Source organism: Geodermatophilus sp. YIM 151500 (genome assembly GCF_025716945.1).
Lineage (GTDB): Bacteria > Actinomycetota > Actinomycetes > Mycobacteriales > Geodermatophilaceae > YIM-151500.
The window spans coordinates 564,844-583,618 of the sequence record NZ_JAOVZT010000001.1 but is presented as its reverse complement, the minus strand read 5'-3'; the positions used below and the strand labels follow the sequence as shown (position 1 = coordinate 583,618).

Genomic DNA, 18,775 nt, shown 5'->3' with positions numbered 1-18,775 from the left:
TCAAGACCGTTGACGCCGACGTCGCCAACCGGTTGCATGCGCGGTCAATGGATCAGTCGCGATCCGATGCCCTGCCGCCGTCCCGGGGAGGCGCCGTGGACCGACGTCCGGCACCGCTGACCGTCGAGCAGCTGCGCTCGGCCGTCGGGCCCGGTGAGATCGACACCGTCCTCGTCGCGATGACCGACATGCAGGGTCGGCTTCAGGGCAAGCGCTGCTCGGCGCGGTACTTCCTGGAGGAGGTGCTGCCGCACGGTGCCGAAGCGTGCAACTACCTGCTCGCCGTCGACGTCGAGATGAACACCGTCGCCGGCTACGCGATGTCGTCGTGGGACACCGGGTACGGCGACTTCGCACTGCGCCCGGACCTCAGGACCATGCGCCGGGTGCCGTGGCACCCGGGGACGGCGCTCGTGCTGTGCGACGTCCTCGACCACGCCGGCGAGCCGGTGGCGCCGTCCCCCCGCCAGGTGCTCCGCCGCCAGCTCGACCGGCTGGCCGAGCGCGGTCTGACCGCCCACTGCGGCACCGAGCTGGAGTTCTTCACCTTCCGGACGTCGTACGAGGACGCCTGGCGGTCCGGCTACCGGCACCTGGAGCCGGCCAACCAGTACAACGTCGACTACTCGCTGGTCGGCACCGGCCGCATCGACGGGCTGCTGCGCGCGATCACCCACGGGATGACCGGCGCGGGCCTGTACGTGGAGTCGGCCAAGGGGGAGTGCAACCGCGGCCAGCACGAGATCGCCTTCCGCTACAGCGACGCGCTGACCACCTGCGACAACCACGTCGTCTACAAGACCGGGGCCAAGGAGATCGCCGCCCAGCAGGGCATGAGCGTGAGCTTCATGGCCAAGTACGACGAGCGCGAGGGCAACTCGTGCCACATCCACCTGAGCCTCCGGGACGCCGACGGCCGCCCGGCCATGGCCGGGGACGGCGAGCACGGGTTCAGCCCGCTGATGGAGCACTTCCTCGCGGGGCAGCTGGCCTGCCTGGGCGAGCTGACGGCGTTCCTCGCGCCGAACATCAACTCGTACAAGCGGTTCGCCGAGGGCAGCTTCGCGCCGACCGCGGTGGCCTGGGGCCTGGACAACCGGACGTGCGCGCTGCGGGTGGTCGGGCACGGCGAGTCGCTGCGGTTCGAGAACCGGCTGCCCGGCGCCGACGTCAATCCCTACCTCGCCGTCGCCGCGCTGATCGCGGCCGGGCTGCACGGGGTGGAGAACGAGCTGCCGCTGGAACCGGCGCTGACCGGCAACGCCTACACGGCCGGCCGGGAGAAGGTGCCCGGCACCCTGCGCGATGCGGCGGCCCGGCTCGCCGAGAGCGCGATGGCGCGGAAGGCCTTCGGCGACGAGGTGGTCGAGCACTACCTGAACGCCGCCCGGGTGGAGGTGACCGCCTTCGACGCGGCGGTGACCGACTGGGAGCGGGTGCGTGGCTTCGAGCGGCTCTGAGCCGGCCGGCGACCGTCGTCCGCGGATCGGCCTGACGACCTACCTGGAGCCCGCGCGGTACGGGGTGTGGTCGCAGGAGGCGGCGCTGCTGCCGCGGGCGTACGTGGAGGTCGTCGCGCGGGTGGGCGGCTGGCCGGTGCTGCTGCCGCCGGTGGCCGACCTCGACGCGTCGGTGGTGGGCGCGCTGGACGGGCTGGTGCTCAGCGGGGGAGGGGACGTCGACCCGGCGCGGTACGGGGCGTCGCCGCACCCGCGCACCGGGGGGACGTCGGCCCAGCGCGACGCCGCCGAGGAGGGGCTGCTGCGCGGGGCGCTGGCGCGGGACGTGCCGGTGCTCGGGGTCTGCCGGGGCATGCAGGTGCTCAACGTGGTGCTCGGCGGGACGCTCGCGCAGCACCTGCCCGACGTGGTGGGGCACGAGGGGCACCGGCCGGCGCCGGCGGAGTTCGGCCGCACCCGCGTCTCGCTGGCGGCCGACAGCGTGGTGGGTGGGCTGCTCGGCGACGAGGTGGAGGTGGCGTGCTACCACCACCAGGCGGTGGACGTGCTGTCTGACGACCTGGTCGCCGTCGGCCGGGCGGACGACGGCACGGTGGAGGCAGTGGAGTTGCGCGGTCCGCGGTTCGCGGTGGGGGTGCAGTGGCATCCCGAGGTGGACGGCGACGACTGCCGGCTGTTCGCCGCGCTGGTGGACGCGACTCGTGAAGGGACGACGTGAGCACGATCCAGCTGGTCAACCCGGCCGATGAGACGCCGCTGGAGGAGGTGGCGCTGACGTCGGCTCCGGAGACGGACGCTGCGATAGCGCGGGCCGCCGCGGCGCACGCGTCGTGGCGCCGGATGGCGCCGGCCGACCGGGCGCGGCTGCTGCGCCGCTTCGCCGACGCGGTGGACGCCGACGTGGAGCACCTGGCGTCGCTGGAGGTGCGCAACAGCGGGCACACGCTGACCAACGCGCGGTGGGAGGCCGGGCACGTGCGCGACGTGCTCGAGTACTACGCGGCGGCGCCGGAGCGGCTGTTCGGCCGGCAGATCCCGGTGGCCGGCGGGGTCGACGTGACGTTCCAGGAGCCGCTGGGCGTGGTCGGGGTGATCGTGCCGTGGAACTTCCCGATGCCGATCGCGGTGTGGGGGTTCGCGCCGGCGCTGGCGGCGGGGAACTGCGTGGTGCTCAAGCCGGCGGAGATCACGCCGCTGACGGCGATGCGGCTGGCGTCGCTGGCGCGCGAGGCGGGGCTGCCCGAGGACGTGTTCCAGGTGCTGCCGGGCAAGGGCTCGGTGGTGGGGCAGCGGTTCGTCGAGCACCCGCTGGTGCGCAAGGTGTCGTTCACCGGGTCCACCGAGGTGGGCAAGCAGGTGATGGCCGGCTGCGCCGCGCAGGTGAAGCGGGTGACGCTGGAGCTCGGGGGCAAGAGCGCGAACATCGTGTTCGCCGACGCCGACCTGGAGAAGGCGGCGGCCGCGGCGCCGGGCGGGGTGTTCGACAACGCGGGTCAGGACTGCTGCGCGCGCTCGCGGATCCTGGTGGAGCGATCGGCGTTCGACCGGTTCATGGAGCTGCTGGAGCCAGCGGTGACGGGGTTCCGGGTGGGTGATCCGGCGTCGGCGGACACGGAGATGGGGCCGCTGATCTCGGGGGAGCACCGGGCGAAGGTGGCCTCGTACGTGCCGTCGGATGCGCCGGTGGCGTTCCGGGGGAGCGCGCCGGAGGGGCCGGGGTTCTGGTTCCCGCCGACGGTGGTGACGCCGTCGCGGGCGGACGACCCGCTGCTGCGCGAGGAGGTGTTCGGCCCGGTGGTGGCGGTGGTGCCGTTCGACGACGAGGACGACGCGGTGCGGATCGCCAACGACAGCGAGTACGGGCTGAGCGGCTCGATCTGGACGCGGGACGTCGGCCGGGCCTTCCGGGTGTCGCGGGGGGTGGAGGCCGGCAACCTGTCGGTGAATTCGCACTCGTCGGTGCGGTACGCGACGCCGTTCGGCGGGTTCAAGCAGTCGGGGCTGGGGCGGGAGTTGGGCCCGGACGCGCTGGCCTCGTTCACCGAGACGAAGAACGTCTTCCTGGCGACGGAGGAGCGCTGATGGAGCGGTTGAGCGGCCGGGTCGCGGTGGTGACCGGCGGGGGGAGCGGGATCGGGCTGGCGTCGGTGCTGCGGCTGGCGTCGGAGGGCGCCCGGGTGGTGGTGGCCGACGTCGACGAGGACGCCGGCAAGCGGGCGGCCGACGAGTGCGGCGGGACGTTCGTGCGCTGTGACGTGACGAGCGAGTCGGACGTGGAGGCGCTGTTCGCGGCGGCGCACGAGACCTACGGCTCGGTGGACGTGGCGTTCAACAACGCGGGCATCTCGCCGCCGGACGACGACTCCATCCTGGTGACCGGCCTGGACGCCTGGCGCCGGGTGCAGGAGGTGAACCTGACGTCGGTGTTCCTGTGCTGCAAGGCGGCGATCCCGTACATGCAGCGCCAGGGCAAGGGCTCGATCATCAACACCGCGTCGTTCGTGGCGGTGATGGGCGCGGCGACGTCGCAGATCTCGTACAGCGCCTCCAAGGGTGGGGTGCTGGCGATGAGCCGGGAGCTCGGGGTGCAGTTCGCCCGGGAGGGGATCCGGGTCAACGCGCTGTGCCCAGGGCCGGTGAACACGCCGCTGCTGCAGGAGCTGTTCGCGACCGACCCGGAGCGCGCAGCGCGCCGGCTGGTGCACGTGCCGCTGGGCCGCTTCGCCGAGCCCGAGGAGATCGCCGCGGCCGTCGCCTTCCTGGCCAGCGACGACTCGTCGTTCATGACCGCCTCGACGTTCCTGGTGGACGGCGGGATCTCGGGGGCGTACGTGACGCCGGAGTGACGGCACATGGACGGGTGGCTCCGGCGGTCGACGTTCCTGCAGCTTGACCAGCGTCTCGCGGTGGGGGCCGGCCATCTGCTCAGGAGAACTGCCTCCATGGCGGAGAACGCCTGGCCCACTTCTGCGGCGCCTTGAGATGGCCGAGGGTGGCGAACAGCCGCTCGGTGGTGCGCTGCTGGACCTGCTCGGCGACCACTTCCGCGGGGCGGCCGCCGAGGCGCTTGCCGAGACCGAGGGCGGTGCGGCCCGCGTAGGCGTCCGGCAGTGCGGCGAGACGGACCGTCTGGGCGAGGCGGCCCCGCGCCGGCGTCCCCTCGTCCTGATCGGGCACGGCTACCAGGGTGTCGTCGGCTGGAGCACGGCCTCGGTGAGCGCCTGGGTGCGCAGGTGCGTGACGTCCTGGCACTCGGGGTCGGCGGCCATGCGGCTGAACGCCTCGCGGGAGGGATAGCGGACGAGCAGGACGGCGTCCCAGTCCTGGCCCTGCTCGGCGACGAGCGGCGTGCCGCCGTCCCCGGCGTAGAGGACCTCGCCGCCGTGGCGGGGGAGGAAGGTCTCGGACAGGGCCTTGGCGTACTGGTCGTAGGACTCGCGGCCGCCCTCCGCGAAGCGGAGCAGGTTGAGCATCACCACGGGACCGCCGGGGTCCTCCTGGAGGTAGCGCTTGAGGTCTGCACCGCGGGGACGATCGCCATGCGCTGACGCTACTGGCGCTCCTCCTCGGGCAGCGACGTCCGTCAGATCGTTTTCGGACCCGCAGGTGGGCGACGGCGAGGTCCATCTCGGCGATGTCGGTGATGCGAGCGCCCATGGCCTGGGCGAACTGCTCGCGCAGGTGCTTGGCCTGCTTGCGGACCAGCACGAGGGCGTCGCGGGTCTCGAAGGCGGTGACGCTGACCGTGCGACCGGTGCGCCGGTCGACCAGCATGCTCAGGCTGTCGAAGCCCATTAGGTCCTGCAGTCGCGGCATTAGGTTGTGGCGGTAGGCGTCGAGGAGCTCGTTCAGGTGGTCGGCGGGATGCGGGCCCAGGTGACCTGGGCGCCGGCGCCGTCCCCGGCCGGGCGTTCCCGGTGCAGGACGGCGATCTCCCACTCCTAAAATGTCGAGGCTTTGGGCGCCGAGGGCCTGCATGAGTCGGATGGGGTGGACGTCCTCGGTGGCGGCGCGCATGGCGTCGGCGTTGGCCCAGGACGTCGTAACGAGGCAGCGGCCGCTCTCGCGGTCGGTGAGCATGGACAGGCCGATGCAGCCGTCGATCTGCTGGATCGCCGGCATCACCTCGTCACGTGTGAAGGCGATGCCGGCGTCGAGGGATCGAGCGTGCATGCCGCCGCACCTTCCGCTCGTGGCGGCGCCCCGGCGACGTCGCTAACGGGCTCACCTTGGCTGTGATCGACGTCTGCCGCGATGCAGCGCCGGTGGCCGCTCTCGCGGCTAGGCGCGTCGCCTCGTGCGCGGCCTCAGCGGCCTACGGCAGACGGCGGAACAGAGCCATGATGCCCCGATGGGACGGCAGGAAGACCCGTACGGCTGCGATCTCTTCCACGGCAGTTTGCAGGCCCGCGACCGGGCGTTGGATCGCTGTAACGCAGCGCCTCAACGGCCCTGTGCGATCGCGCGGGTGAGCCTCGCTCGCCCGCCCAGCCATAGCAGCAAGCGTGACCGGCAGCGGGACCTCTGCAATGCTCAAGCGTGGGACTCTTGAGGCCTCCAGTCGCTGCTCCTTGCGGACGCAGCGAGCCGCCCTGGAGAGACAGTCAACGCCCAGCGTACGTTGTAACGTCACCCGCGGAGCAGCGCCCAACTCGAAGGTGGAGCAGACGTCTTTCAGCCGGATGAGCACACCCGATCGCACGAGAGCAGCGCCGGCTCTGTGTGCCGACGCCTGGGCTACTGCGCCTCAGTGACGACATCCGTCGCGGGACTCAAGACCCATCTTTGTTCGGGTCACTGCATGGGAGACGTACAGTGATCGTGAGGAAGCCGTGACTGGCGCATCGACACAAGCACTGCTCACCCCCAAGCAGCGTGCAGTTCTCGACGCGTTCCAAGATCTGCTCAACCGCGATGGTTATCCGCCATCCATGCGCGAATTGGCCTCAAGACTCGGATATAAGAGTCCGGGGACGGTTCTGGCACACCTGCGTGCCCTACAAGCTCTCGGTGCAGTGCAGCGTGAAGCGCGCAGACCCAGAGCTACTTCGCTCCAGCTAGCTGGCGTGTCATCAAATCTCGAAAGCACGCTTAACTACACGCCCCTTATGTCCGCGGAAGCGATAATGAATAGACGTGGGAGCAATGCTCGAGAGCGTCGCGTCCTGGCTCTGCCTGATGCCCTCGTTCCGGTCGATGCCGTCCTGGTCCGAGCCGATGACCCCTTTCCTGCCGCCGCCATTCTGGCTGGAGACCTTCTCGTCATCTCGGAGAGAACGCCCCAAGTAGGACGCCTTTACGCTTTCGTGTGCGGAGGGCGAGTCCAGGCCGGCTACTATCCAGACAACTCCTGCGAGCCTGAGTCGCACCAGGCCGGTGCCGAGACGCAAGCACTAGGCAGGGTGGTGGGAGTTCTGCGAAGCTTGAAGTAGGCAGAAACTGCGGCAGCGAAGCTGAGCCTGAGTGACTGACAACCTCCCGCCCTCACGCGGCGGCAAACCCTCATGGGCCTCAAGTGCTGCCGCGCAACGAGTCATGCGCGGAAACCGACACAGGGATTCGCGTCCGGAGCTCGCCGTACGGCGAGCGGCGCACGCACTCGGTTTGCGCTACCGAGTCGCGACGGCGCCCCTAGCTGGCGTCCGACGCACCGCCGACCTGGTATTTCCCGGGCAACGAGTAGCTGTGTTCGTTGACGGATGCTTTTGGCACGGGTGCCCGCGGCACTACGTTGCATCGAAGACGAACAGAGACTTTTGGGACAACAAGATTGCAGCCAATAGGCTCCGCGATAATGAAACGAACGAACTGCTCGACCAAGCGGGATGGGTGGCGTTAAGATTCTGGGCCCACGAGGAACCCGCCTCTGTTGCCACCCAGATATATCGCGTGGTGCACAAAAGGCGCACTAGGAAGCAACAGTCGACGCCACAGAAGCATGCCATCGACTAGGCATGCCCTGGTGCGCCCTCTTTCCGACGACTGTCCGCTTGCTCCCTTGACATTAGCAAAGAGACAAGAGTGCCGGTGGGTTCAGGCTTGCGAGGGAGCGCTCATCGGCCTAGTTCGCCGGAGGCGCAATTTTAACTGAAGACGTGCTCCGTCGCAGGCCTAATGCGCGCAATCTCCTGAGCACTGAAGACAAGCATCTACCGTGCACGAGCAGCAGTTGCAAGCCGTCGCTCAGGCTCTCGCCACACCACCGCCATGCCGCCGCGTCTAGAGATTGGAGATGCTCGACAGCACCCGGTACTCCACGCCTAAGGCACGATAGTGGTCCTCCGCGCAACGAATCTTCATCCACTCGGCCTCGCGGAGCTGCAACTGACTTGGATCGCCCTTCGTCTCGGCAATAACGACAACCTCTTCGCCGTTTCGGTCCAGCACAATGGCCCAGTCCGGCGTATGTGGTCCAAGCACTGTGCTCACCGTGTAGGCCTGAGGCAACTTGATGTAATATTTAACGTCCTGACGCGCCTCCAGGCCAACAGCGAAGTCTCTCTCAACTTCGGATTGCCAGGGGGTTCGGTCATAAAGAGACTTTGTAGAGACGACCGTCTTCGAAGCAATCGCTCTACCGGGCCGCTCGAGAAGGGCCAGGGGCTTGGCCGTCCTCGTTTGCGTGTAGTTGAGCCCATCAAGAATCACTCGCGCTACGGCGCCGTTGATCTCTTCGGCAAGGCGGTCCCACACCGACCTCCGATACTCGAGCAGTTCTCGAGTACGCCCGGACGTTTGCAGAACTCGAAGTAGAGCATCGCGGGTCACACCCGTCCGTGCGTGCAAAGCAGTCAACAAACTCCGAATGTCACTGCCAGCCCGGGATGTTTCCCGAGCCGACGTGCTGATAGCGCTGACTACTGGGACGACACCCTGCGTTCCAATGTCTAGGGACGCCTTCGTGGACACAACTGACCGACCCTCTTCGACGTCCAGGTGCTTGACTGAATCTGCGGCTTCCCTGATGAGCGCCTCCTCGTCGAGCACCACACTATACGTAGCCTCGCGTGAGATCCCTCGCCACAGCTTCCGCAGCAGTGGACTCTGCCTCCAACCGTCTATCAGGTTAATATCTATTAGTTCGCGTCGATTCGTGGTCCCGTGGAAGGATTCTCCACAGTCTTCCTCGAACTCGCGCTGCAGTTCCCTTGCGAACTCTTCATAGGACTCGTTTGCAACTACCGTGAGCCGCGCAATGTTTGGATCCACGCATCGACTGCCGTCGTCCAGCACGGGCAGCCGAAGCCCCCGCCCGATTTCCTGCCGCTTCTTCAGAGAGCTCTTCGTCTGGTTGAGCGTACAGATCTGGAACACATTCGGGTTGTCCCAGCCCTCGCGCAGTGCGCTATGTGAAAAAATAAAGCGCGTCGGTTCTGAAAGGCTGAGCAGGCGCTCCTTATCCCGCATGATGAGCTCGTAGGTGTCCCGATCGGCCTTGCTGTCGCCGGTCGTGTCCACAGCAACGCCGCGGCGTGACGCAAAATAGCCGCGATGCACATGCTCCACTGACGGAAGGTGCAAGCCGGCAAATCGTGGTTCGGCCGCAAGCTCCTTATAAGCCTGCACAAAGTGTGTCCGGATATCCCCCTCGGAAGCCGCATATCGCGCAACCCGATCTATGAAGAAGACGCTTAACACCTTGAGCGGGAGTTCGTGCTCCCGGTGTAGCAGCTCGCGCTCCAGGTGCTCGCGAATCGTCTCAGCTATCTGTGCGCGTTGAATAGCGGCGAGGTCTACACCGTATCTCTCGCCGGCACGGATCGAGGTGCCATTTGCGAAGTGAATAGCGGATCGGCCACCATCGACCCGGGACACAACGTAGCCCCGGTACTCGTCCCGACCTCCGCTCAGGTCTCTTAGATCGTCATTAACGGAGAGTCGGATGCTCTTCTGCGTTACACCAGCGGCCGTCTTCACCCAAATCTTAGCAACTGCCCTGGGCGGACTATGTGGGCGAACGTCTACGGAGACAAGTTCAATACGGGCGGCACCCGTCATTGCGTCGGTTACCGACAGAACATCGACCTTCTTGACGAGACCGCGCTCGTATGCTTGGACTGGGCCCAGCCTATAGATTGGATTAACAACTTCCCGGTGGGTAGCCGAGTATCTAAGTACAATCAGCGGACGCAGTCGGCTTATTGCTAGCCTCGCTGCATCGCCCTCCATATTCTGCGGCTCGTCAAGTATTACGACTGGCATGCACGAGCTGATGAGATCTATCGGTCGACTATAGTCAAGTGCCTCCGCCTCCTGAAACATCAGATTAGAAACTCGGTTGAAAGAGTCGAGGCCGATAAGCAAGATTTCTGCACGGTCAGAAGTTGCGAACTGTCTAATCAAAGAAGGTCTAGACGAGTCATAGACGCGAAACGTCGCCCGGTCAGGGCCAAACAACGACGCAAAATGCGACCGCGTCATGTTTTCGAACTTGGCGACGCCCTCCCGAATCGCCACCGACGGGGTGACGACAACAAACTTTCGTAGGCCACGCGTGCGGTATAGGTGATGGATCGTGCGCAGGTAGGTGTAGGTCTTCCCCGTCCCGGTTTCCATTTCGACGGTCAGGTCGAGCCGGGATCCAACGCCGTCAGAAGGTGGAAGCCCCTGGGATACCTGCACGTCCCTCAAGTTTGCCAAGACTTCATCCGCACTGAGGATGAGGGAGTTTCCGACGATGATGGCATCGTCGTCACGCAGTGTGGAGGCCCCGGCAGCGATGTCGGCGGCCTGCCCATGAAAGACCGCGTCTACGGCGTGGATCGCGGCAAGCTGATGGGCTTGACTCGCATCAAACTTCAGTGACACTTCGCTCCTACAGTGTCTCGAAGGAGATCCAGCGCTCCTTCATTCGAAGTCTCGTATTCATCAACAGCTCGTCCTGTCCGGTGAAGCTCTCCTCAAGACAGATGATGCGATGAACCGTCAATGCGCTGAGCGCATCAACGGCGAAGGACGTCAGAGACGTTGCGACACACACTGCAAGCTCGCCGCCGAATACGTACGCCTGGGAACCCCCAGAGAGCGAGTGGGCCTCGACGACAGCGTCCAAGGGGATACCGTCGGCAAGCGCGATATTCACCGCCAAGGACTCGTCGGTCGCTGTCCGGTCAATGTATCGAACGCCTTCGAAAAGATGATCCTGGGCTTCTTCAGTTGCGGTCTGCGGAAGCGCGGGAAGGAAGATGCCCCGCCTTTGACGGAATGCGCGGAGTCTGCCTGCGGGTTCTCCTCCGGCCGTCAAGCAACTCTGAGCCCTCGCGAGCGCAACCTCAGGTAGGGTTCGCGAGGGTCCAGCACCGCCCACGGGTTCAGGTAGCCCAATAAGCAGGAATCGTGCCGAACTCCCGGTCGAGAGCCGTTCGGCGATCACTGCCTCAGCCGTTGTCCCCGTCCTGGCGAAAGGATCAAGGACTACGTCGCCGTGAGTTACTCCCGCGATTTGCATCAACTGCCTGATCAGCGCTACAGGCTTCCCGCTGTACCGAAGGTCGGGAAAGAATCTGCGGATCTCCTTAGCCGCATCATCCGTGTGGCCAACGTCCGTGTGTCGTAGAAGAGTCGAAGGCATACGGCCCTGGCGGATCTCTGACAAGTACGCCTTCCGTGCAGGCACCGAGTTGCTTCCGTCAAGCCCCCACCACAGCCGGCCCTCAGCCTTCTGGCGCTCGTGTTCCTCTTTGGTGCACGCCCAAACACGGCTCCTCTTCGGCCATACTTCCTGGCCGGTCTGTGGGTGACTGATGGGGTAGTACAGATTTGGCCGCTCGTCGGCTGTGAACCGGCAAGTATAGTCGGCCGACTTCCAGGGCCCGCGGGGGTCATTGTCGGGATTCTGGTACCGGCTCCGCTGCGCCTCGGACATGGGTAGCAGCGAGGCGCCGAAGGACGCGGACTTCCGATAGCACAGGATGTTCTCGTGGACGTAACCCACGTCTTTGGCGTCCGGAGCCGGCGAATAGCGCTTCTCCCAAACAAGGTTACAGACGAAGTTCTCGGGTCCGAAAACCTCATCCATGAGAAGTCGCAGGCGGTGTACCTCGTGGTCGTCGATCGCGACGAAGGCGACCCCATCTTCACTCAGAAGGTTCCGTGTAACGTAAAGACGCGGCAGCATCATGGTCAACCAGCGACTATGGCGGCCGCGCCCGCCGCTCGACGCTAGCGCTGGCGACCGGCGACCGTCATCGACAGCTGCCTCGTGCTCCGAGTATCGAGTCCAGGCGTCGTCGAAATCGTCCACGTACACTTCATCTTGGCCATTGTTATATGGGGGGTCCAAGAAAGCCATCTTCACCGCGCCGCCATAGGCGGGTTGGAGCAGCTTCATAACTTCGTAGTTGTCGCCGGTGACGAAGACGTGGCAAGCCGCCCCCACCACGGAGGCCGTCGGCGCGAGGGCAGATGCTGGCTTCTGACGCAGGCTGTGAAGCGCCGCCGTGCGCCCGGGCCAGGAGAATCCGACCGGTTCCTCGCTTGCCGTGGCCTCTTCGGTTCCCGCTAAGTCCGCGATCAGGGCGACGTCAAGCTGGCCGTCGAGAAAGGCTTCGGGAAACGCTTCCTGGAGCAACGCAAGGCGATACGCGAGCGGTGACTGCGGGCCGGAGGGCTCGCCAGAGTAATTCAACTTGCGCTCCTGTACAGTTCTTTGGTGCGCAACAAGCGCGACCGCCCCCGACGGCTGTCGATCATGCGTGGAAGGTGCTGTGCGTAGCTACTAACGTGTGCCTGCATGCCGTCAAGTGCGGCGAAGCTATCAGACCGCGACGGCCGGAGGCCACCTTCGCGATCCATGGCCGTGTCGGCCAGAGCATCGAACAATTCGCGCGGCATGGGTAGTCCGGAGCGCACTGAACGAACGATGAGTCCAGCGGCGGCCTGTGCGCTGAGGCTACCCTTGTCGGCACGGTCCAGAAAGTCGTCCAAGTTTCTGGCCATCGGACCACTCTTGTGCTGCACGGACAGTACTTCGCCGTTACGCAGGAGAAGTCCCGACGGGGTAAATGCTGCGGTCTTTGTTGGGTTGCCCGCGGGTGATGCGCATTGGCTGACCGACTCCACGACGAAACGTCCTACGGGGGCTGCAACGGCATTGCCGGTCATCCGCAAAGCGGCGGATCGGCTCACTCCTGTCAGGCGCAGGTGGCTAAGCCCCTGAAGTCGCAGGCTTTCAGGCAGATTGAGTTTCCGGACACGTCCGTCGATGAGGACGGCAACTGGGGAGCGGCCGGCATCGTCCGTGGCGCCGATCTTGAGGGCAGGGACAAAACCCTCAGAAAAGCAGATCGACCTCTTACCGCCAGTCCAGTAGAATCCCGCTGGCCCGCCCTCGAAAGCGGCGATGGACTGCGGCTGGTGGGGGAGGCGCGCGTGGATGGCCTCAGCGCATTCCCTTGTTTTGGAGGCGACAATAAACAAGCGCTTACGGTCCTGAGGCAGGCCGAAGGAGCGCGCATTGATCACTCGCCAAGCGACGAAGGGGTATCCGCCGTCAGTGAGGGCGCGCAGAAGCGCCGCGAAGTCTGCCCCCTTCTTCAGGGAGAGGAGATTCGGAACGTTTTCCCCGATTATTGTCTCGGCACCACTATCCTTGGCCACTCGCAGCATTTCAAAGAAAAGACTCGAGCGCACACCGGATAGTCCGGTCTGCAGCCCAGCGGAACTGAGGTCTTGACATGGCCATCCGCCCACGATCATCTGTGCCGGCGGGGGATCGAGCGTTTCGACGTCGGGCCAAATCTCGCTATTTGGGTATTGTCGCCGGAGTACAACCTGGCAATCGGGGTCTGATTCGCAAACCAGCACAGGTGCTGCCTCGGGGTGTTCCAGGCCGCCTATGCCGCTAAAGAGGCTGATGTACGTAAGGTCGTTTGTCACCGTATTCCCCTCGACTATGACAAACTAATGGCACGGTGGGGATTGCTTATCTCGTCTGTTACGGAAAACGGTCGGCCGTGCACGGTGTCCAACGTAGTCGAGGCCTAGGTCGCCCTGTGGGGGACCCGCCGTCTCGTCTGCAGCCACACATGCTGTGACCTGCGTTGGCCGGCGGTCGTTGCGCCGCCGCCGACTCCGTGTTCGTGCTGCTCGCTTCCTTCAGTCGTGAGGGAGGGGTGGTCTCCGGGGGTGTCGGCGGGTCGGAGCGCGGACGGACGCCTGACTGAGGCAGTGGATCATCGTTCTGCCGGCGCGATCAAGTGGCCGCGGCTAAGGCTAGGCGAGGGGTCCGACAGAGTGGCATCAGCCGCTGGAGGCAGTCGTCCACTCGGCGACGCGTACGGTGATCTGCCGGCAGACCTCGCGAAGTCGATGGCGTTCATCGCTGCCCGTCGTCGTGGGATTGCGTGGCAAGGCGCTCGAGCGCGGCGGTGAAGCTCTGGTTCCACAGACCCAGGTGCGGCCAGCGCTCGGCCACGAGCGCCGTTGCCTCCTCGACCGACATCCCCTTCTCGCGCGCCAGCCAGCCGCGCGGCACGCTGCGCGACCGCGGGGTCGACGTCGGGATGACGATCCTCCCGTGGGCGCACCTCACCATCGACCCGGCGGTGTCGGCGGTCAAGAGCCTCGCCTGGCTGAACACTCACCTGCCGATCTCCGGGGCCGACCCCGTGCCGCCGCGAGAGAGCCGCGTCCGCGTCTACGTCACCGTCGCGCGCACCTGGCGCAAGCTGCCCGACTGGCCGTCGGCCACCACCGACCGCACCTGGTTCCTGGCGTCGGACGGACGTCTGCAGGACCACCCGCCGGCCCAGGCCTCGGCCACGACGTTCCGCTACGACCCCATGGACCCCACGCCGTCGGTTGGCGGCCGCGTGCTCGCGCGGGGCGCCGGCCCGCGTGACAACACGGAGCTGGAGGCGCGCGACGACGTCCGCAGCTTCACCACGCCGCCGCTCCGAAAACCGGTCGAGGTGCGTGTCCGGCTGTTCGTCGAGTCGGACAACCCGTACGCCGACGTGTTCGTGCGTCTGTGTGACGTCGGCCTGAACGGGAAGTCGGTCAACATCACCGACCGGCTGGTCCGGCTCGACCCCGCGCCGGGGGAGGAGCCGGTCAAGGGGGAGCGGGTGGTGGAGACGACGCTGCCCGACACCGCGCAGCACTTCCGGGCCGGCGGCGGGTCCGGCTGCAGGTCTCCGGCGGTGCCCATCCGGAGGTACGCGCGCAATCTCGGCACCGGCGAGCCGGTCGGTCAGTCCTCGCACGGGCTGCCGACCCACCATCGGATCAGCCACGGGGGCGCCGCACCCTCGTTGATCACGCTGCCGCTGGCCGATCGACCCGGGGACAAGTCGACAAATCGACCACAGGCGCCCTTCTGGTCCCAGCCGCGCGGGACGCCTCTCGCGCCTACCGCACTGAACCGGTTCCGCTTCGTAGCGTGGGGCCGTGGCCAAGCACTTCACGGATGAGACCGCCGAGTTCAAGATGCCCGTGCCCGGGCGGCACGCTGCCGCCGACCCCGGCGAGCTGGACATGACCCAGCGGTTCGACCCCGGCTTCTCGCGCCGGCGGCCCGCGGTGCCGGCAGTTTCTCCGCGGGACGACGAGAGCCGCTGACCCAGGCGCGGCCCAGCCGGGGGATGCCGATGCTGACGTTCAACGACCTGCTGTCCCTCGAGGGCATAAAGTCGGCGCAGGTCCGCCTGGTCCGGCACCAGGACAACCGGCTGAAGCCCGGCCGGCTCTACGAGGCCTGGCGAAGCGACAGATCCGCGTTCGAGCGGTACCAGAGCGTCCAGCAGCGCAACCTGTTCGACGTGGGCGACCTGCTCGCCAGCTTCATCGTGACCGAGGCCCGGAAGACCGTGTTCGTCGGCCTCTACAAGGTCGCCGGCGTCACCACCTGCCCGGCGGGCACCGTCGACGTCCTGACCGGCGGCGACGTGTCCGGCTACCACGACTACGACCTGCGGCTGCTCGGGCGACTCGGCGACTACACCGACAAGATCGTCATCGACTGGGGCGCCGGCACTCGAAGCTGGGTCCAGCGAGCTGCCAACCAGCCCAAGCCGGTCCTCGAGATCGCCGAGCAGTACGAACCCCGTTTCCCTGGGTTCCGCGAGTTCGTCCGGCCGGTCGACGACATCCCCACCCTCCCGCACGGCTGGCAGCAGGTGCTGCGCACCGTGAAGGGGGTGTACCTGCTGGTCGACGTCGAGTCCGGACTACAGTACGTCGGCTCGGCGAAGGGTGCCGACAGCCTGCTCGGCCGCTGGCTGGAGTACGCCAACGGCGGTGACGGCGGCGACGTCCGCCTCAAGGCCGTAGCCCGGCACGGCCGCCGCAACTACCAGGTGTCGGTGCTGGAAGTCGTCGACGGCAATACCCCCGACGACACCATCGAGCAGATCGAGTCGTACTGGAAGTTCAAGCTGCTCACGCGGCGGTTCGGCCTCAACGCCAACTAGTGCAGCCGCAGCACTAGCTCACGCAACCTTGGCGGCGTGGAAGACGTCTGCAGGCAGGGCATGGTCCAGCTGCCAGAGGACGCGCATCGGATGCTCGCCGGTGTGGGACAGGTAGGACATGGGCCCGGCGTAGAGGTATGGCGGCGTGCCCAGAGTCCCGTCCGCCGTCTTGGTCTCCCGCACGAACATGTGCACGGACGACCCCATCTCCCGGTGGTGGACGTAGCGCTGCCCGGTCGGGGACACCGCGGCCGTCGCGTTCTGTGACTCCCACTGGAACAGCGTCGGAGTGATGGCGTGGTCGGCGTACATCGTGGTGGGGGAGAAGTGCGCCTCGGTCTTCTCCAGCGTCACGAAGAAGACGTCGGCCCGGTCGCCCTTCACCCAGCGCACGCCCGAGCCCCAGGTGCCGTTGAGGTTCTCCAACCCGAAGGCCGCCAGGGCCTCGTCGCGGCTGTACCGCGCGTGGACGTGCAGGGGCCGGTCACTCGCTTCACCCAGCGGCGGGGTCACGCGCTGGATGCGCTCGTGCAGCACACCGCTGAGCTCGACGAGCTCGTCGGCGCGGCCCCGGTTCGCGAGCAACCGCGCGACTGACGCCTCGACGCTGCTGAACGGCGTCCGCGAGCCGTAGAGCGAGAAGTGCAGCATCGCGACCAGGCGGCGGAGGCGAGCGTTCCGCTGCCCCGCGGCGTCGTCCCGCGTCAGCGACCGGAAGAGCTGCAGTCGCTCCAGGTCATCGACGTGCAGCATGCGGCCGAATGCGGCACCGAGCGCCGCGTCGTCCGGGCCCGGCTCCTCCTCGTCCCAGCTGGCGGCCCGCTTGAGGTCCAGCCAGCTGCGGCCGTTCCCGCGGTACAGGTCCTCCACCTCGACCCCGGTCTCCTCGAGGAACTCGGCCAGCGAGGGCGACTGCAGGCTCGTGGCCTCGCTGACCAGCCCCTTCCAGGACACGGTGAGCGACTGCTTGATGCTGTCGATGACGACCTGCTGCGCCACCCGGTCCAGCTCAATGTGGCAGCCCGCCGGCAGGGTGGGGAAGCCGGCTTCGACGTCGCGTTGCAGACCTCGGCGCGAGCTGCCGGTCAGCTCACGGAAGCGCAGGTCGAAGCGGAACTCCCGGTGCTGGGCGCCGATGAAGTCCAGCACGGTCAGGCACGCCTTGTCCTCGGCCAGCCGCAGCCCGCGGCCCAGCTGCTGCAGGAACACCGTCGCGCTCTCGGTGGGGCGGAGGAACAGCACCGTGTCGACGGTCGGGATGTCGAGGCCCTCGTTGAACAGGTCGACGGTGAACAGGACATTGACCGTCCGGTCGCGCAGAGCGGCCCCGCCGCCGCGCGCTCCTCGCGGGTCGACTCGACGTCACCGCGCGGCTGGGGATGCCGGCCCGGGAGAACCGCTCGGCCATGTACTGCGCGTGCTGGACGCTGACGCAGAAGCCGAGCGCCCGCATCCTGCCGGCGTCCTCGACCTTGTCCTTGACCGCCTGCAGGACGAGCCGGACGCGGTGGTCGTCACCGGTGTAGACCTTCGTCAGCTCCGCGACGTCGTAGCCGCGGCCGCGCTTCCACCGCAGCTGGTCGAGCGCGACGTCGTCGTGGATGCCGAAGTACTGGAACGGCGCGAGCAAGCCCTGCTCCAGCGCCTCCCAGAGCCGCCGTTCGACGGCGATGCGCCCGTCGAACCAAGTCCGCACGTCGGCGCCGTCGGTGCGCTCGGGCGTCGCGGTCAGCCCGAGCAGGACGGCGGGTTGCATGTGCTCGAGCAGCCGCCGGTAGGTGACCGCCTCAGCGTGGTGGAACTCGTCCACGACGACCACGTCGAAATGGCGCGGGTCGAGGTCGGCGAGGTCGATCTGGTGAAGCGACTGGATCGACGCGAACACGTGGCGCCACTCGCGCGGACGCTGCCCGCCGACGAACAGCTCACCGAAGTCGCCCTGGCGCAGCACGTGCCGGAACGTCGACAGGCTCTGGGACAACAGCTCCTCGCGGTGGGCGACGAACAGCAGGCGGTCGGCCGTGCCGCTGTCCCGCAGCCGCCGGTAGTCCAGCGCGGAGACGATCGTCTTGCCGGTGCCGGTCGCCATCACCACGAGGCTGCGCCACCGGTCGTGGACGCTGCGCTCGGCATCGAGCGCTTCGAGGATCTCCCGCTGGTAGCCGAAGGGGCGGACGTCGAGCGTGGTGATCTCGATCGGGAGGTCCGATGGGCCGCCGCGCTCGGCGGCTAGTGCCTCGCGGAGCCGGTCGCCGTCGCGGTGCGGGTCGTAGGTCTCGAACGACGGGTCGAGCCAGTAGGAGTCGAAGGTCTCGGCGAAGGTGGTGAGCAGGTGCGCCTGCTCGACGTTGGACAGCCGCACGTTCCACTCGAGGCCGTCGGTCAGCGCGTTGCGGGAGAGGTCGGACGAGCCGACGTAGGCCGTCGAGAGACCCGTGGCGCGGTGGAACAGCCAGGCCTTGGCGTGCAGCCGCGTCGTGCGCGTCTCGTACGAGACCTTGACCTCGGCGCCGAGCTCGACGAGGCGGTCGAGCGCCCGCTGGTCGGTCGCGCCCAGGTACGTGGTGGTGATGACCTTCAGTCGGCCGCCGCGCTCGCGCATGTCGCCAAGCTGCTTCTCGATCACGCGCAGGCCCTGCCACTTAATGAAGGCGCAGAGGAGGTCCACCGAGTCCGCGGAGGCGAGCTCGCGGGCGACCTCGAAGCCGATGCCCGGTTGACCGCGACCGTTGACCAGCAGGGCGCTGGTGGACAGGGGGACGGCGGGCCGCTCGGGGAAGGACGTCGGCCCGGGCGTGGTCGCGGGCGGGGCGATGGCGAGGAGCGTTCGCGGCGACTCGACGATGTCGTCGCTCGCGGTGGCCGCGTCGGGCGCCAGGGCGGTGATGGCCTTGACCATCTCGT

The 18,775-nt window shown here is 67.0% G+C and carries 17 protein-coding genes and 1 pseudogene; 10 read left to right on the top strand and 8 right to left on the bottom strand.

Going from position 1 to position 18,775, the window contains the following annotated elements; translation table 11 throughout:
• Positions 1-95 precede the first annotated feature (95 nt).
• From OF117_RS02695 to OF117_RS02680, 4 genes are read left to right on the top strand one after another with little or no spacing between them, the layout of a single operon-like run.
• Entirely contained in the window at positions 96-1,460 is a 1,365-nt protein-coding gene (locus OF117_RS02695; protein WP_263551242.1) for a glutamine synthetase family protein, read from the top strand.
• The gene (locus OF117_RS02690) at positions 1,441-2,178 is read left to right on the top strand and encodes a gamma-glutamyl-gamma-aminobutyrate hydrolase family protein (RefSeq protein WP_263551241.1); all 738 of its coding nucleotides are present in this window, start codon (positions 1,441-1,443) and stop codon (positions 2,176-2,178) included. Before OF117_RS02695 ends, OF117_RS02690 begins: the two co-directional genes overlap by 20 nt.
• The gene (locus OF117_RS02685) at positions 2,175-3,542 is read left to right on the top strand and encodes an aldehyde dehydrogenase family protein (protein ID WP_263551240.1); all 1,368 of its coding nucleotides are present in this window, start codon (positions 2,175-2,177) and stop codon (positions 3,540-3,542) included. The genes OF117_RS02690 and OF117_RS02685 overlap by 4 nt, the downstream gene beginning before the upstream one ends.
• Positions 3,542-4,306 carry a 3-oxoacyl-ACP reductase gene (locus OF117_RS02680; RefSeq protein ID WP_263551239.1) on the top strand — a complete coding sequence of 255 codons (765 nt, stop codon included), beginning with the start codon at positions 3,542-3,544 and terminating at the stop codon, positions 4,304-4,306. Before OF117_RS02685 ends, OF117_RS02680 begins: the two co-directional genes overlap by 1 nt.
• Positions 4,307-4,385: 79 nt before the next feature.
• Here the strand turns inward: OF117_RS02680 and OF117_RS02675 are convergent, their stop codons facing one another.
• Both OF117_RS02675 and OF117_RS02670 read right to left on the bottom strand, forming a co-directional pair.
• On the bottom strand, positions 4,386-4,637 hold the full coding sequence (locus tag OF117_RS02675) for a hypothetical protein (protein WP_263551238.1): 252 nt from the start codon (positions 4,635-4,637) through the stop codon (positions 4,386-4,388).
• A 2-nt stretch (positions 4,638-4,639) separates the two neighbouring features.
• On the bottom strand, positions 4,640-4,933 hold the full coding sequence (locus tag OF117_RS02670) for a DUF1330 domain-containing protein (protein WP_263551437.1): 294 nt from the start codon (positions 4,931-4,933) through the stop codon (positions 4,640-4,642).
• Between the two features lie 133 nt (positions 4,934-5,066).
• Between OF117_RS02670 and OF117_RS02665 the strand changes: the two genes are divergently transcribed.
• From OF117_RS02665 to OF117_RS02660, 3 genes are all read left to right on the top strand, one after another.
• Positions 5,067-5,258, top strand: coding sequence for a hypothetical protein (locus OF117_RS02665; RefSeq protein ID WP_263551237.1), 192 nt, complete (start codon positions 5,067-5,069; stop codon positions 5,256-5,258).
• A gap of 1,034 nt (positions 5,259-6,292) precedes the next feature.
• Positions 6,293-6,892: a LexA family protein gene (locus OF117_RS22205; RefSeq protein WP_411969402.1), complete on the top strand. Its 600-nt coding sequence runs from the start codon at positions 6,293-6,295 to the stop codon at positions 6,890-6,892.
• 31 nt (positions 6,893-6,923) lie between these two features.
• On the top strand, positions 6,924-7,412 hold the full coding sequence (locus OF117_RS02660) for a very short patch repair endonuclease (RefSeq protein ID WP_263551236.1): 489 nt from the start codon (positions 6,924-6,926) through the stop codon (positions 7,410-7,412).
• 267 nt (positions 7,413-7,679) lie between these two features.
• Here the strand turns inward: OF117_RS02660 and OF117_RS02655 are convergent, their stop codons facing one another.
• The 4 genes from OF117_RS02655 to OF117_RS02640 form a co-directional block, all read right to left on the bottom strand.
• Positions 7,680-10,268, bottom strand: a complete 2,589-nt coding sequence (locus tag OF117_RS02655; protein WP_263551235.1) for a DEAD/DEAH box helicase family protein — start codon at positions 10,266-10,268, stop codon at positions 7,680-7,682.
• 7 nt (positions 10,269-10,275) lie between these two features.
• A complete protein-coding gene (locus OF117_RS02650; RefSeq protein WP_263551234.1) occupies positions 10,276-12,087 on the bottom strand; it encodes a site-specific DNA-methyltransferase in 1,812 nt (603 codons plus the stop codon).
• Positions 12,084-13,337, bottom strand: coding sequence for a DNA cytosine methyltransferase (locus OF117_RS02645; protein WP_263551233.1), 1,254 nt, complete (start codon positions 13,335-13,337; stop codon positions 12,084-12,086). The genes OF117_RS02650 and OF117_RS02645 overlap by 4 nt, the downstream gene beginning before the upstream one ends.
• A 439-nt stretch (positions 13,338-13,776) precedes the next feature.
• Positions 13,777-13,935 carry a hypothetical protein gene (locus tag OF117_RS02640; protein ID WP_263551232.1) on the bottom strand — a complete coding sequence of 53 codons (159 nt, stop codon included), beginning with the start codon at positions 13,933-13,935 and terminating at the stop codon, positions 13,777-13,779.
• 28 nt (positions 13,936-13,963) lie between these two features.
• Here OF117_RS02640 and OF117_RS02635 point away from each other — a divergent pair, with 28 nt between their 5' ends.
• From OF117_RS02635 to OF117_RS02625, 3 genes are read left to right on the top strand one after another with little or no spacing between them, the layout of a single operon-like run.
• Positions 13,964-14,872, top strand: coding sequence for a CocE/NonD family hydrolase (locus OF117_RS02635; protein WP_263551231.1), 909 nt, complete (start codon positions 13,964-13,966; stop codon positions 14,870-14,872).
• Positions 14,850-15,020 carry a hypothetical protein gene (locus OF117_RS02630; protein ID WP_263551230.1) on the top strand — a complete coding sequence of 57 codons (171 nt, stop codon included), beginning with the start codon at positions 14,850-14,852 and terminating at the stop codon, positions 15,018-15,020. The genes OF117_RS02635 and OF117_RS02630 overlap by 23 nt, the downstream gene beginning before the upstream one ends.
• A gap of 29 nt (positions 15,021-15,049) precedes the next feature.
• The gene (locus tag OF117_RS02625) at positions 15,050-15,871 is read left to right on the top strand and encodes a GIY-YIG nuclease family protein (RefSeq protein ID WP_263551229.1); all 822 of its coding nucleotides are present in this window, start codon (positions 15,050-15,052) and stop codon (positions 15,869-15,871) included.
• Positions 15,872-15,889: 18 nt separating this feature from the next.
• Here OF117_RS02625 and OF117_RS02620 read toward each other — a convergent pair whose 3' ends face one another.
• Both OF117_RS02620 and OF117_RS02615 read right to left on the bottom strand, forming a co-directional pair.
• Positions 15,890-17,131 carry a DUF3427 domain-containing protein gene (locus OF117_RS02620; RefSeq protein WP_263551436.1) on the bottom strand — a complete coding sequence of 414 codons (1,242 nt, stop codon included), beginning with the start codon at positions 17,129-17,131 and terminating at the stop codon, positions 15,890-15,892.
• Positions 17,132-17,513: 382 nt separating this feature from the next.
• Positions 17,514-18,473: pseudogene (locus OF117_RS02615) on the bottom strand (DEAD/DEAH box helicase family protein); the annotation flags it as partial.
• Positions 18,474-18,775 lie beyond the last annotated feature (302 nt).